This window comes from Streptomyces gilvosporeus, from assembly GCF_002082195.1.
GTDB lineage: Bacteria > Actinomycetota > Actinomycetes > Streptomycetales > Streptomycetaceae > Streptomyces > Streptomyces gilvosporeus.
Genome location: NZ_CP020569.1, coordinates 858,114 through 870,929, shown reverse-complemented (window position 1 = coordinate 870,929; position 12,816 = coordinate 858,114). Strand labels below are relative to the sequence as shown.

The 12,816-nt window shown below is 70.8% G+C and carries 13 protein-coding genes; 6 read left to right on the top strand and 7 right to left on the bottom strand.

What is annotated here, in order from left to right:
• Positions 1 to 5: 5 nt before the first annotated feature.
• Both B1H19_RS04085 and B1H19_RS04080 read left to right on the top strand, forming a co-directional pair.
• Positions 6 to 947: an LLM class flavin-dependent oxidoreductase gene (locus tag B1H19_RS04085; RefSeq protein WP_083103026.1), complete on the top strand. Its 942-nt coding sequence runs from the start codon at positions 6 to 8 to the stop codon at positions 945 to 947.
• Between the two features lie 23 nt (positions 948 to 970).
• On the top strand, positions 971 to 1,738 hold the full coding sequence (locus tag B1H19_RS04080; protein ID WP_083103024.1) for a class I SAM-dependent DNA methyltransferase: 768 nt from the start codon (positions 971 to 973) through the stop codon (positions 1,736 to 1,738).
• Positions 1,739 to 1,768: 30 nt separating this feature from the next.
• Here B1H19_RS04080 and B1H19_RS04075 read toward each other — a convergent pair whose 3' ends face one another.
• The 4 genes from B1H19_RS04075 to B1H19_RS04060 all read right to left on the bottom strand — a co-directional run bounded on the left by B1H19_RS04075 (position 1,769) and on the right by B1H19_RS04060 (position 5,174).
• The gene (locus B1H19_RS04075) at positions 1,769 to 3,160 is read right to left on the bottom strand and encodes an amidase (RefSeq protein WP_083103023.1); all 1,392 of its coding nucleotides are present in this window, start codon (positions 3,158 to 3,160) and stop codon (positions 1,769 to 1,771) included.
• Complete coding sequence (locus B1H19_RS04070; protein ID WP_053923779.1) at positions 3,147 to 3,356, bottom strand: hypothetical protein; 210 nt, start codon at positions 3,354 to 3,356, stop codon at positions 3,147 to 3,149. Before B1H19_RS04070 ends, B1H19_RS04075 begins: the two co-directional genes overlap by 14 nt.
• Before the next feature lie 148 nt (positions 3,357 to 3,504).
• Positions 3,505 to 4,437, bottom strand: a complete 933-nt coding sequence (locus tag B1H19_RS04065; protein ID WP_083103022.1) for an MBL fold metallo-hydrolase — start codon at positions 4,435 to 4,437, stop codon at positions 3,505 to 3,507.
• 158 nt (positions 4,438 to 4,595) lie between these two features.
• The gene (locus tag B1H19_RS04060; RefSeq protein WP_083103021.1) at positions 4,596 to 5,174 is read right to left on the bottom strand and encodes a TetR/AcrR family transcriptional regulator; all 579 of its coding nucleotides are present in this window, start codon (positions 5,172 to 5,174) and stop codon (positions 4,596 to 4,598) included.
• Between the two features lie 90 nt (positions 5,175 to 5,264).
• Here B1H19_RS04060 and B1H19_RS04055 point away from each other — a divergent pair, with 90 nt between their 5' ends.
• On the top strand, positions 5,265 to 6,377 hold the full coding sequence (locus B1H19_RS04055) for a PP2C family protein-serine/threonine phosphatase (protein ID WP_237289113.1): 1,113 nt from the start codon (positions 5,265 to 5,267) through the stop codon (positions 6,375 to 6,377).
• Between the two features lie 119 nt (positions 6,378 to 6,496).
• On the opposite strand, the gene B1H19_RS04050 is transcribed toward B1H19_RS04055, so the two are convergent.
• Complete coding sequence (locus tag B1H19_RS04050; RefSeq protein WP_083103017.1) at positions 6,497 to 7,351, bottom strand: NAD-dependent epimerase/dehydratase family protein; 855 nt, start codon at positions 7,349 to 7,351, stop codon at positions 6,497 to 6,499.
• A gap of 127 nt (positions 7,352 to 7,478) precedes the next feature.
• On the opposite strand from B1H19_RS04050, the gene B1H19_RS04045 reads away from it, so the two are divergent.
• Positions 7,479 to 8,315, top strand: a complete 837-nt coding sequence (locus tag B1H19_RS04045) for a helix-turn-helix transcriptional regulator (RefSeq protein WP_083103014.1) — start codon at positions 7,479 to 7,481, stop codon at positions 8,313 to 8,315.
• Between the two features lie 242 nt (positions 8,316 to 8,557).
• Here B1H19_RS04045 and B1H19_RS04040 read toward each other — a convergent pair whose 3' ends face one another.
• The gene (locus B1H19_RS04040) at positions 8,558 to 9,508 is read right to left on the bottom strand and encodes an NAD-dependent epimerase/dehydratase family protein (protein ID WP_083103010.1); all 951 of its coding nucleotides are present in this window, start codon (positions 9,506 to 9,508) and stop codon (positions 8,558 to 8,560) included.
• Positions 9,509 to 9,698: 190 nt separating this feature from the next.
• Here B1H19_RS04040 and B1H19_RS04035 point away from each other — a divergent pair, with 190 nt between their 5' ends.
• Positions 9,699 to 10,412 carry a TetR/AcrR family transcriptional regulator gene (locus B1H19_RS04035; protein ID WP_083103007.1) on the top strand — a complete coding sequence of 238 codons (714 nt, stop codon included), beginning with the start codon at positions 9,699 to 9,701 and terminating at the stop codon, positions 10,410 to 10,412.
• Positions 10,413 to 10,635: 223 nt separating this feature from the next.
• Here the strand turns inward: B1H19_RS04035 and B1H19_RS04030 are convergent, their stop codons facing one another.
• Positions 10,636 to 11,025 (bottom strand): AQJ64_40280 family protein, encoded by a 390-nt coding sequence (locus B1H19_RS04030; RefSeq protein WP_083109418.1) that lies wholly within the window; start codon positions 11,023 to 11,025, stop codon positions 10,636 to 10,638.
• Positions 11,026 to 11,331: 306 nt separating this feature from the next.
• Here B1H19_RS04030 and B1H19_RS04025 point away from each other — a divergent pair, with 306 nt between their 5' ends.
• Positions 11,332 to 12,093 (top strand): hypothetical protein, encoded by a 762-nt coding sequence (locus B1H19_RS04025; RefSeq protein ID WP_083103005.1) that lies wholly within the window; start codon positions 11,332 to 11,334, stop codon positions 12,091 to 12,093.
• Positions 12,094 to 12,816 lie beyond the last annotated feature (723 nt).

The window sequence follows — 12,816 nt, the reverse complement described above, 5'->3', positions numbered from 1 at the left end:
CGGACATGAGGTTCGGAGTCCACTCCGGGCAACAGTATGAGACGTACGACGAGATCCTGGCATTGTGGCGCAGGGCCGAGGAACTCGGCTACGACTGGTGCTCGATCTTCGACCACTTGCGACCACCCATGGGTGGGCCCCAAGGCCCGTGCTTCGAGGGGACCACGCTGCTCTCCGCACTGGTCGCGCAGACGGAACGGATCCGCGGTGCACTCATGGTCGCGCCGGTGGCCTGGCGTCATCCGGCGATGCTGGCCGCGCTCGCCGCGACCATCGACCACGTCGGCGCCGGGCGGGTGGAACTCGGCATAGGAGTCGGTGGAGCCGATCTGGCGTACCAGCAGTACGGCTTCGACCTGCCTGAACGCACCGAGCGACAGGAAATGCTGGAGGAGACCGCCGCGGTCCTGCGGGGCCTGTGGTCGGGCGAGAGGTTCTCGTACACCGGCAAGCACTTCCGCATCACCGAGGGCCACCTCCGCCCCGCGCCGGTGCAGCCGCGGTTGCCCCTGGTCATCGGCGGTGCGAGCAAGCCCGTACTGCGAGTGGTCGCACGGCACGGCGATGTGTGGAACAGCCTGCTCACGGACACCGCCCGATATCGTCGACGCGTTGAGCAGTTGGACCGCGCATGCGAGCGGGCCGGCCGGGACCGGGCGGAGATCCGTCATTCGATGACCTTCCGTGTCCTGCTCGTCGACGACCCGGCGGATCTGCCGGGCAGACTCGATCGATTGCGGCACACCTTCCCGCCCGATTCGCCGGTCTGGCCGGAGTATCTGGTCTTCGGTACGCCGGAGCAGTGCGTCGAAGCGCTGCTGCCCTACCGCGAACTGGGCGTCACCGACTTCGTGTTGGGGATCCGTCCACCGGTGGACTGGGACAGCATCACGCTCTTCGCCGAGCGCGTCATCCCGCTTCTGCGCCCCGCCTCCGCCCCGGCCTAAGCCCGACAGGAAAGGAAACTCGTATGGACAATTACTACTCCAAAGGATTCGCCGCATTCTTCGACAGCAGTTACACCGGCTGGGTGGACCGCTTCTCGCCGAAGCTGGCCCAGCACCTGGCACAAGCGGCCGGCGGCAACCTCACCGCTGCGGACATCTGCTGCGGCACCGGCGTGACCGCCGCGCACTTCCTTGAGGGCGGATGGACCCTGTACGGGGTGGACGGTTCCAAGGCCATGCTCGACCTCGCGCGTACCCGACACACCGGGCGGATCGAGGAGGGCCGGTTCCGCCTGATACAGGCCGATGCGCGCTCGTTCGACCTGCCCACCAACGTCGCCGCGTGCGTCAGCCTGGACGGCGCACTCAACCACCTTCCCTCCCTCGACGATCTGCGGCAGTGCTTCACCGCGGTGGCCTCTGCGCTCGCACCGGCCGGCGAATTCGTCTTCGACCTCTATGAGCAGTCGCACTTCCTGCACTGGAACCACGTCACGCTCACGGACAGCCTGGAGGCGGTCGTGGTCAAGCGTGGGGTATGGGACACCGGCCGCCGCAGCGGAATGCTGCGCGTCTCGGGGGTGTTCGACGCCGGGGACCGGGCCCAGAGGGTCGACCAGACACTGACGAGCTGGTACTACGACACCGCCGATGTGACCGATGCGTTGCACGCGGCGGGGCTGGAGCCGCTCTCCCACGGATTCGGTGGCATCGATCTCAAATGCGACTCGGGTTCCTGCTCGCGGACCGACGTGCCGTGCCGCACGATCTACCGCGCTCGAAAGGCGTGATCCGGCGACGGACGGTCGACTCCGCGTGGCTCAGGCCGCCGTGGCGAGTGCCCGGGCGGGCTGCGTCTGCTCGTAGGCGTGGCCGACCCGCAGGAGTGTGGGCTCGCCGAGGGGCCGGCCGAGCAGCTGCATGCCGATCGGCAGGCCCGCCGAGTCGTGGCCGACCGGAACGGTCAGGGCGGGTACTCCGGTGATGTTGGCGGGGGCGGAGAGGCGCACGTAGGCGTCGGAGACGCCCTCGACCGTGCCGTCGGGCCAGGTGACCGTCTCCTCGTCGGCCCCGACCGCCGGCATCGGGACGCTCGGGGCGGCGATCACGTCGACCTCCTCCAGCATGCGGGCCCACTCGGCGCGCATGAGCGTGCGGGAGCGTTGAGCGCGTACGTAGTCGCCGGCGCTCATCAACTCGCTTGCCTCCAGCAGGATGCGGACGTCCTCCTGGTACAACTCGGGGACCGTGCGCAGGCTGCCCTCGTGGTAGGCGCCGGCCTCCGGCACCATCAGGCCCCACTGGGTGGCCTGGATGTAGCGGGTCATCGGGATGTCGACCTCGACGAGCTGTGCGCCCAGGGCTTCCAGCTGCCCGATGGCGTGCCGGACGGCGGTCTCCACCTGCGGATGGACGGTGTCGAAGTAGTAGGTGCGCGGCAGGCCGATGCGCAGCCCCGTCAGGTCCGTGCCGGCAACGGGCCGGTAGTCCGCGGCGGGCACGGACAGCGAGGCGGGGTCGCGCGGATCGTGCCCGGCCAGCGCGGTCAGGACCAGGGCCGCGTCCTCGACGGTGCGGGTGAGCGGACCGACGTGGTCCAGCGACCAGGACAGGGAGGTGACGCCGTGACGGGGGACGAGACCGTAGGTCGGTTTGAGGCCGACGACCCCGTTGAGCGCGGCGGGCACCCGGATCGACCCGCCGGTGTCGGTGCCCAGGGCGAAGGTCGCGGCGCCCGACGCGACGGCGACCGCGGAGCCGCCGCTGGAGCCGCCGGCGACCCGACCGTGGTCCCAGGCGTTGCGGGTCTGCGGGGTGGTCAGGCCGAACGCGAATTCGTGGGTGTGGGTCTTGCCGAGCAGGATCGCGCCGGCTGCGCTCAGACGCGCGGCGACCGTGCTGTCCGCGGTCGCGCGATGGCCGGCGCGGACCCGTGAGCTGGCCGTGGTGGCCATCCCGCTGACATCGATCAGGTCCTTGAGCCCCATCGGGATGCCGTGCAGCGGTCCCCGGTAACGGCCTTGCGCCGCTTCGTGTTCGGCTTCGCTCGCCGCCCGGCGCGCCTGCTCCGCGGCGACCGTGACGTAGGCGCCGAGGTGCGGCTCCACCTTCTCGATGCGATCGAGGACGGAGTCGACCAGTTCGACGGGGGACAGCCGCCGGGCACGTATCGCGTCCGCGGCGGCGGCGAGGGACAGCTCATACGGCTGCATCGTGCTTCTCCTCCCCGGCGCGGTAGGCGGCGGCGGGCGGGACGTCCGCGAAGTCCAGCTCGCGCAGGACCGCGACGACGCTGTGGATGTGGTTGGCGACCGCGGCGACCGCGGCGTGGCGCTCGGCGGGCAGCACAAGTCCGGCGCGGGCGGCCCAGCGGGCGGCCTCCGGCGGTGTGAGTTCGACGGCGGACATGGACGTTCTTCCTCTCGGTCAGGCGGGAGCGGCGGAGTAACCGATATACCGACGCCCTAAAGGCCAAGGATTCGCTTTATGTGACGGCAGGCGTCACGGCCGCTCGGCGGCGCCCCTGCGGGGCGGCCGAGCGTGGTCGGTCGCCTGGTCAGGCCGCGGTGGTCGGGATCTCGCTGCCGTGCTCGGCGAGCAGCCGGTAGCGGTCGTTCTCCCGGCGGACGGTGCCGGCTGTGGGCTGCGGGAAGTGGGTGCCCAGGAGCAGCGCGTCGGTGTCCGCCAGGGCGTCGAGCAGTCGGCGGCGGGTGCGCACCGCCTGGGCGGCGTCGATGTCGACGCAGCTGTTCACGTGGGGGTGGGACAGCTGCACGGGGTGGTGGATGCTGTCCCCGGTGATCAGCGCCCGGCGGTCGTTGCCGCGCAGCTCCACGGCGACCTGCCCCGGGGTGTGGCCCGGGGCAGGGACCAGGAAGACGCCCGCCGCCACCTCGTGCCCCCGCTCCGGCACGTCCACGAGGCCGTACTGTCCGGCGTCGCGGACGGGGGTGACGGAGTCGCGGAACATCTGGCGGCGGGCCTCGTCCAGGTCGGTGGCGGCCCAGTGGTCCCATTCGGTGCGGCTGGTGAGGTAGCGGGCGTTGGGGAAGGTGGGGACCCAGTCCTCGCCGACGAGGCGGGTGTTCCAGCCGACGTGGTCGGTGTGCAGGTGCGTGGTGATCACCAGGTCCACGGACTCGGGCGGGAAGCCTGCCGCCGCCAGCCGCTCCGCGAAGTCGGTGTCGAGACCGTTCCAGGCCGGGTTGGCGCGGCTCTTGTCGTTGCCGATGCCGGTGTCCACGACGATCCGCAGCCCGCCGGCCTCCACCGCGAAGCTGTGGCTCGCCAGCCGCGGGACGTCGGCGTCGGCGAAGTCGGGTCGCAGCCACGGCGCCTCGTCCAGCACCTCCTTGGTGGCGTCCGGCAGCAACCAGGGCCCGGTCTGCCGCGGCAGTTCGATCTCGTCGACGCGGCGTACGACGATGTCGCCGAGGCTCCATCCCGTGCTCGTGAAGGGGGTGGCCTGACGGGGCGGGGTGGTGCTCATCGGGGGGTCCCTTTCGGTGGTGCCGGGCAGTGGGGGGTGGGGTGATGCGAGTGGCGCTGTGCGGAGGAAGGCGGGCCCTGGCTCTCCGAGCCTTAAGGCGAATGCTTTGCGTTAAGCAGTCTAGATCGACGCCTCCCGAAAACGCAAACATTTAGCTTTTAGGGGCCCGGAGGGGGCGCGACGCGACCGAGCGCCGCCGCCACCAGGCGGCCGGCGTACGCCTCGGACAGGTCCGAGGGGCGGAACAGGATCCGATACATCAGCGGGGCGACAACGACGTCCAGCAGCGTCTCCACGTCCGGCACGGCCTCCCCACGACCGGCCGCGCGCACGCCGATGGCCTTCAGCTGCTCGACGGCGTAGTCGGAGCAGCGGCCCGCGTTGCCCTGCTCGGGGTCGCCCAGCAGGGCGTCGCGGATATACGTACGACCCGCTGTCGAGGACATCTCCTCGGCGAACTGCACGGTCCACGCCTCCAGGTCCGCCCGCAGGCCGCCATGGTCGGCCGGCGGGGCATCCGGGCGCAGGCGCTCGACGGCCACGTCGGACAGCAGTTCCCGCAGGTCTCCCCAGCGCCGGTAGACGGTGGACGGTGTGACCCCCGCACGGGCCGCGATCAGGGGCACGGTCAGCGCGTCCCGCCCTATCTCCGCCTCCAGATCGCGGACGGCCTGGTGCACGGACTGCTGGACGCGGGCGCTGCGCCCGCCGGGGCGTGTGGTCGCTCGTGCGCTCATGGGGACAGCCTAATGCGAAAAAGTTGCGTCTGGCTGGACGGTGGCCCGGGTCCGAGGACAGGGCCTACGCGAGAGGTGTAGAGAGGAGGTATGCACCTCGGGCGGCGCATCGTTGCTCTTTGCCGGTCACTGCGTGCGCGCGACGCGATGGTGGCAGTCCCGCTCGCGTGGATAGCTGCGGTCGTCGTCATCGACGTCCTCGCGCCGCCGGACATCCACCTCGGTCCGCTGCTGGTCGCTGCCCCCGCGATCACGGTTGCCTTCGGCGGCCCCTGGATGGCCGGACTCGTCGCCGCTGTCGCCGTTTCGGCCCAGGTGATCATCGCGGTGGTGCGCGACCGCGACCGGCTGATCTCGGCGAACCACTGGGCGCAGATTGCCGCCCTCGTCATCGTCGGCTTGAGCGTGGTGATCTTCTCCGCGCTGCGAGAACGCCGCGCCAGAGAGCTGAACCAGGTCCGGTACGTGTCGGAGACCGCCCAGCGGGTTGTGCTGCGGCCGCTGCCCAAGCACGTCGGACCGCTGCGCGTCGCCTCCCTCTATCTCGCTGCCGAGGCCGAGGCCAAGATCGGTGGCGATCTGTATGCGGCCGTGCGCACCGATTCCGGCACCCGGCTGCTCGTCGGTGACGTGCGCGGCAAGGGCATGACCTCCGTTGGTGACGCCGCCCTGCTGCTCGGCGCGTTCCGCGCCGCGGCTCACCGCCAGGCGACCCTCGCCGAACTGGCGGCGTTTCTCGACGGAAGCGTCTGCTGGAACCTGACCGAGCCTGGTGAAAACGAACAGGCCGGGGAGACCTTCATCACCGCCGCGCTCCTCGACATCCCCGACGAGGGCAGCAAGGCGACCATGATCGACTGCGGGCACCCACCGCCGATCGTGGTGCGAGACGGCCGCGTCTCGAAGATCGACGCATACCAGCCTGCGCCCCCTCTGGGCCTCGGCGATCTGGTGCACGCGCGCTACCACGTCGACACGTTCACCTTCGGCATCGGAGACCTCCTGCTGCTCTACACCGACGGCGTCATCGAGGCCCGCGATTCCACCGGCGCCTTCTATCCGCTCGCCAAGCGGATAGAAGCCTGGTCCGAGCGTCACCCCGACCCGTTCCTGCACCGACTCCGGCGTGATCTCCTCGACCACGTCGGCGGATGGCTGGACGACGACGCCGCCATGATCGCAATCGAGCGCCTTCCCCCGTGACCGGCGGAAGGCGCCGTCGCGCCGAGCACGGGCCCCTGGATGCTCGCCAACCGGCCCGCGAGAACAGCGAAGCGCACAGGGACACCTCTCCCCGGCGAGAGCCCTCAGCCGCAGGCCGGTTACAGCACTCCCGCGTCCCGCGCCACCCACACCGACGGGATCAGCGGGTGGTAGCCCAGTTCGTGACGGATGCGGGTCGTCGACATCACGCCGTACCACTGGTCCGGGGCGTCCTTGTCGTACGCCTCCTGCGGCACCGGCAGGCCGTGGAACTGGAAGAGGTCGACTGTGGTGACCGGGGCATCGTCGGCGATGTTGTAGACGCCGTGCGCTCCCGGCGCGTACAGCAACCGCCGCAGGCCCTGCGCCACATCCACGTGGTGGCCCATGTGCAGGCGCTGCATGGCGGGCCAGTTCGCCGCCCACTCCAGCGCGTTGGCCAGATGCGGGTCCCCCTCGCCGTACACGAACGGCAACCGTCCGATGCGCAGGTCGTCGAGGCCGTCCAACGCCCCGAGTGCACGTTCCGCCTCCCCCTTGGACTCGGGGTAGGCGCCCCAGAGATGCCCGCCCGGCACCGTCTCGTCGCCCTCGACCAGCGCCCTGCCGCGCCCCATGCCATACACGAGTGCGGTGCTGACCTGCACGAATCGCCGCACGCCCGAGGCGACTGCGGCCCGGCCCAGCTCGACGGCCGCGTCCCGGTTGACCGCCCGCGCCTCCTCGTCGGGCACCCCGCGGAAGGCGGCGGCGACGTTCACCACCGCGTCCACGCCGGCCGTCGCCTTGCCGAGCACCTCCACATCGCGCAGATCGCCGACCAGCACCTGGGCGCCGAGCTCGGCGAACTGCGCGCCGCGCGCCGCGTCCCGCACCAGGACCCGCACCTCGTCGCCGGACACCCCGCCCTGTAGCAGCCGCGGCACGAACCGCCGCCCGACCTGGCCCGTCGCTCCTGTCACCAACGTCAGCATGGCCGCCTCCTCGTTGTCGTAGCCATGCCCACAGCCTGCGGGGACGGCGCGAGCGGCGGGAGAGACGCGGTTGTCCAGGGACCGGCACTCCCTGGATAAGCGTCCGGGGCCGGGGGATCCTGACACCGTGAACCGCACCGAACTCGCCGACTTCCTGCGCCGCGCCCGCACCCGCCTGGACCCCTCCGACGTGGGTCTGAGCGCGGGGCCGCGGCGCCGCACCCCGGGCCTGCGCCGCGAGGAGGTGGCGCAGCTCGCCGGGATGTCCACGGACTACTACACGCGCCTGGAACAGCGTCGCGGCTCCCACCCGTCGCGGCAGATGCTCACCGCCCTCGCCCGCGCCCTGCGGCTCACCAAGGCCGAGCGCGACCACCTGTTCCATCTGGCGGGCCAGGAGCCCCCGCGGCCCGGCGGCTCCTCAGGCCACGTCCGCCCGGGGCTGCTCCTGATCCTGGACCGGCTGCACGACCTCCCGGCGTCGGTGCTGAGCGACTGGGGCGAGGTGCTCGCGCAGAACACGATGTCGGTGGCCCTGACCGGCGGTCACACCGGGACCAATCTCATTCGCCGCTGGTTCATGGTGCCGGGCGCACGGGACCTGTTCCCGCCCGAGAACCACGAGCAGCATGCCCGCGCGCACGTGGCGAGCCTGCGGGCGGTCACCGCGGCCCGCCCCGACGACCCGGGCCCGGCCGCGCTCGTGGCCGAACTCCGCGCCGCATCAGGGGAGTTCGAGCGGCTCTGGGAGTCGCACGACGTCGTGGTGCGCCGCCCGTCGCCGAAACGCTTCCTGCACCTCGTGGTCGGCGTCCTCGACCTCGACTGCGAAGTGCTGCTCGGCGACGGCGACGGCCACGGCCAGGTGCTCGTCGTCCACTCGGCGCAGCCGGGCACGCAGACGTACCAGCGGCTCGAACTACTGCGGGTCGTCGGCCTCCAGGACCTGACCCCCAGCTCGTAGGAGAGGCATGTGCCGCATCACATGTCGGCTGCGGCACTACGATCGCGGGCACTGCGATCGCGCGCTTCACGGTGCCCCGACGGCCGGATCCGAGCTCCGCCGACTCCCGGAACGTCGCTCACCTTCCGGAGGAGCGTGATGGAGCGCGTCCTCGCCCTGCCGATATCGAACCGGGGCGCCTCAGCTCCGAGTTGATCAGGGTTGGGGCATCGCCGCATTCGGAGGGTCCGGGTGCCTGCCGGTCAGTGCTGGGCCCGAGCAAGGAAGGAGCGGTACCAGGCGAGGGTGTCGTCCAGGGTCGTGTCGAGGGCGATCGGCTTGATGCCGAAGGCGTCCTGGATCGCGGTGGAGTCCATGACCTGTGCTTCCGTGTGCTGGTAGAACAGCTCGGCGTAGGAGCCCATGAACACCTCGTCGAACGGCCCGAAGGGGCGCGGCTCGCTCATGACGGTGGTCTTCAGGGGCTGCCCGATCTTCCGCTCGATCTGCTGGAAGATCTCGCGGGTGGTCCGGGCCGCATCGGTCGGCAGGTGCCAGACGCGGCCGTCGCCGTCGGGGTGTTCCCCCAGGGTGGCCAGGCCGGCGGCAACGTTGCGGATGTCGGTGTAGCTGTGCAGCAGGTCTATGTCGCCCAGCGCCAGCACCTCGGTTCCGGTCAGGGCGCCGGGGAAGACGGCGCCGCCCAGGGTGGAGTTGAGCACTCCGGGGCCGACGAAGTCCGCCGAGCGGCCGAGAACCACGCGGGCGCGGCCCTCGCGGTGCGCCGCCAGGTACTCCTCGTCGAGGGCGGCCCGCATCCTGCCCTTGGCGCTGGTCGCGCTCCACGGGGTGTCCTCGGTCATGACCCGGCCGTGGGTCTCGCCGTAGGGGTAGAGGGTGTCGAGTACGACCAGGCGGGCGCCTTCGGTCTCGACCGCGCCGAGCACGGCCTGCTGGATGCCCGGCATCGCGTCTATCTGCAGGTGGTAGGCGACGTTGACGCAGTGGTACACGACGACGGCGCCCTTGATGGCGGCCCGGGCGCCCTCGACGGTGCCGACGTCGCCCTTGACGCGGGTGACTCCGTCGGGGGTCGCGCCGGTCCCGGAGCGGTCGACGAGACGGACCGCGTGTCCCCGGCGGGCCAGCTCACCGGCGAGAGTCGAGCCGGCCGGCCCGGAGCCCAGGACGACGTGGAGATCAGCGGCGTTCATGAGGAGTCCCCTTCTGCTGCTTCGTACGGCCCGTCGCCCGTACGGCGACGTCCGTGCGTTACGATGATTCGCAACAGTTAGAGACTGTAACGCTTTCTCACGTAGGTTGTAAGACGGCATCAGGTGCAGTTCCAGAAAAGACCCACGGAGTGCACCAGCCCCGTGGCCCCGACAGCACAGGAGGAACGTCATGGCCGCTGCGGCATCCAGCCCCCGGGCCCGGTACCGGGAGCAGACCCGCAACGAGATCAAGAAGATCGCCCTGACGCAGCTGGCCGAAGGCGGGGCCTCCGCCGTGGCCTTCACCCGTATCGCCAAGGAGGCCGGGCTGTCCGGTCCCGCGCTGTACCGGTACTTCGCCAGCCGCGACGACCTTCTCCACAGCCTGGTCCGGGATGCCTACGACGACATCGCCGCCGCTGTCGGGCACGTAGCCGCCGACCTGCCCGACAGCCCTGCCGCAGCGCTGCACCGCCTGGCCGACGCCTACCTCGACTGGGCCACCGCCGAACCCCACCGCTACCTGCTGATCCAGGGAACCCCGATCCCCGGCTATGCGGCCCCGCCCGACACGGTGCGCCGCGCCCGCGCCACCATGGGCCCCTTCGTGAAAGTCTTCGCCACCGGCCGGCCCACCGATGCAGTCCAGCCGGTTGTCGACGAAATGACCGCCTGGGTGCGCCAGGACGAAACGGTCGCCGACTGGCTGCGCGAATACGCGGGCCTCACCTCCGACGACCCGAACGCGGGCTGCGCCCTTGCCGGCCCGGTGCTGGCCTGGTCCCACCTGCACGGCACCGTGAGCCTGGAAGTTTCCGGCCAATACGCAGGCATGGGCCACCATGCCCGAACGCTCTTGACGGCCCAGATGGCCATGCTGGCCACCGCCTTCCGCCTCCCCTGACCCACCTTCGCCCGTGCCCGGCCGCACTCGGCGCAACCGGGCGAAGGTCAGGCTCCGCGAGCCATGTCCACAAGCGGGGAAGCATGGTGACCGCACCGATTTCCTGCCAGGGGACTCTCACTGTCCGCCGTCCATCAGCCCAGCGAGCGCAACTCCGCTGCCGCGGCCCGGGCCCCTCGGGAGGGCGAGCAACTCGCGCACAGTGTCCGAGCAGGCCGTGGGGTCAGGCGGTGGTAGGAGCGCCCCACGCGTTCTGGAGAGCCGACTGCACGTCTTCCCCGAGAACGCCGTGCGTCGTCCCGCCTGGCAGGGTGGGCAACTCAGCCCAGTGCGTCACGGTTTCCTCGCTGGTGAGGCCGTAAGGCAAACGGACGACGCCGTCGGAGTCGACGAAGCAGTCCCGGTGCTCCGCCCCGTCCTCACTCCAGTGCAGAGTCGTGAAGACCATCGGCCTCACCAGCCAAAATTCCTCACCCAACGCCGTACCGGCCTCGGATTCGGCGGCGCTGTCGGCCGGATACCGGCCCGTGATCGCTGCCGCCACCGGCGCACCGCACCGAGGCAGCCTCTCGCGTGCGTCCACCCACGTCACCACGGTGTTCAGATTCGTCATCTCCACCCTCACTCAGGCACTCGGCGCATCGTCCTCTGCCCCCAATTCCGGCGGTCGGCAAGGGAACTGTCCCGACCTCGGCATCTGCCGAGACTGCCCCGCGCCCGCGAGGGTTGCCTGCACCGGAACCGGCGCCGCCTGCTGCCTGCATGTGCACCACATGGCCCGGGGGGCAAGCGCGATTCCGGTACGACGGAACGGACGAGTGAGCTGCGACTTACGATCGACCAGCTTGCCCGCTTTGTCGCGGCTGGGTAAGACTGGCGTCTTTCGGATGTGTGTGAGGAATGGCGGGGGAGACGAGCGATGACCATGATGAGAACGGGCACCGTCCACGGGGCAGACGGACCGTCGCCGCTCCCCCCGAGGGCCGGCCGGAACCGGCTGGTGGGTACGGCGCTCATCGTGCTGTCCCTGGCCGCCGCACTGGCCTGCCATTTCGCCTTCACCACCTGGCTGCCCACCGAACGGACCCTGTACCGGGATTACATGAGGGCCCGGGTGTGCCCCGACCGCACGGTGATCCCCAGGTCGGAGGACTGCCTGCGGAAGCTCACCTTCACCGTCGAGAACACCCGGGATACCGTCAAACACAAGCGAGCGACCCTGCTCGGCGCGCAGCCCTTTCCGAGAGCGGTCGTATCGTTCGGCGACTCGGAGCCGGTGCTGAGTGGGCTCCAGCGGGGGGACCGGGTCACCGGCACCGTCTGGCGCGGCGTCGTCGTCGTGGTCGCCGAGGGGGCCGTCCAGCAGAATTCCGCCAACGCGCCGCGCGACGAACTCCAGATGCCAGCCGCTGTTGGCACATTCGCGGGGCTGCTGGCGGCGCTGGCGCTGATGTTCGGTGCGGTGCATCTCGCCAGACCGCGCGACCGCGGACTGTTCACCTGGCGCCCGTACGGCAAGTGGCTGCTCATCGTCACGGCGGCCACTTGCGCCGTCGTGGGTCTGTCCAGCGTATGGGCGGGCCTCCCGTGGTTGCTCGTGCCCCCGGTCTGCGGGGTGGTCGTCGCAGGTACGGCGTGGTTCCTCCACCGCGACCTGTGGCTCGGACGGGTCGGCCGGTAGAACCGGCATGACACTGGTCGTCAATGAGCGTTGGGCGGCGCCGACGTCGAGTCGGGAAAGGAGTGCCCTGCCGGGGGCGAGCGGAGCGCCGGTGGTGGGTGCGAGGCCGTGGCCGCCAGGAGATCGTGGAACCCTGTGCCCGGGCGATCTTCTGAGGACTCCAGTCACCGCACTCGCCCCAAGGCAGTCCGACGACTGGTTCCGCTGCCCGAACCGCTGACCGCGATGCTGCTCGACGCGGTGCCGTAGACCGGGCAGGCACCGCGTCCGCCGTGCTCAACAACGGCCGCCAGGTCGACGGAGCGATCGCGGTGGCGGTCTTCGGGGCGCTGCTGGCGGGAACGGACACGTTCCTGACCGGCATGCGATCGAGCATGCTGATCGCAGCGGCCGGGCACGTACTGACCGCTGACGCGACGCTCACGCTGCCGCGGGACGGGCGCCGGAACGAGGAGGCGCGAGGGCTTGCTGCGGGCCTGGATGCCGCGACGGACGGCAATCTGCCGCGCTGCTCTCACCCAAGCCCGCGCCCCGGCCTGCACCGGACCGGACACAGCACCTGTCCGAGCCTCCCCCCCCGGCCCGGTCTCCGCCTCCGGCGCCCCGCGAGGATCCAGCACCGCAGCCTGCGCCACGTCGCTACACGCACCATGGCCACCAGCGATATTTCATCGCGATTTGATCAGCCATGGTTAGCGTCAGCACCGTCCGGGGGTTCCCAGT

Coding starts and splice junctions, on each gene's coding strand:
- B1H19_RS04035 (WP_083103007.1), top strand. CDS start 9,699: ATGGCCGCTGCGGCATCCAGCCCCCGGGCCCGGTACCGGGAGCAGACC.
- B1H19_RS04060 (WP_083103021.1), bottom strand. CDS start 5,174: ATGAGCGCACGAGCGACCACACGCCCCGGCGGGCGCAGCGCCCGCGTC.
- B1H19_RS04040 (WP_083103010.1), bottom strand. CDS start 9,508: ATGAACGCCGCTGATCTCCACGTCGTCCTGGGCTCCGGGCCGGCCGGC.
- B1H19_RS04070 (WP_053923779.1), bottom strand. CDS start 3,356: ATGTCCGCCGTCGAACTCACACCGCCGGAGGCCGCCCGCTGGGCCGCC.
- B1H19_RS04075 (WP_083103023.1), bottom strand. CDS start 3,160: ATGCAGCCGTATGAGCTGTCCCTCGCCGCCGCCGCGGACGCGATACGT.
- B1H19_RS04050 (WP_083103017.1), bottom strand. CDS start 7,351: ATGCTGACGTTGGTGACAGGAGCGACGGGCCAGGTCGGGCGGCGGTTC.
- B1H19_RS04030 (WP_083109418.1), bottom strand. CDS start 11,025: ATGACGAATCTGAACACCGTGGTGACGTGGGTGGACGCACGCGAGAGG.
- B1H19_RS04085 (WP_083103026.1), top strand. CDS start 6: ATGAGGTTCGGAGTCCACTCCGGGCAACAGTATGAGACGTACGACGAG.
- B1H19_RS04065 (WP_083103022.1), bottom strand. CDS start 4,437: ATGAGCACCACCCCGCCCCGTCAGGCCACCCCCTTCACGAGCACGGGA.
- B1H19_RS04025 (WP_083103005.1), top strand. CDS start 11,332: ATGACCATGATGAGAACGGGCACCGTCCACGGGGCAGACGGACCGTCG.
- B1H19_RS04080 (WP_083103024.1), top strand. CDS start 971: ATGGACAATTACTACTCCAAAGGATTCGCCGCATTCTTCGACAGCAGT.
- B1H19_RS04055 (WP_237289113.1), top strand. CDS start 5,265: ATGCACCTCGGGCGGCGCATCGTTGCTCTTTGCCGGTCACTGCGTGCG.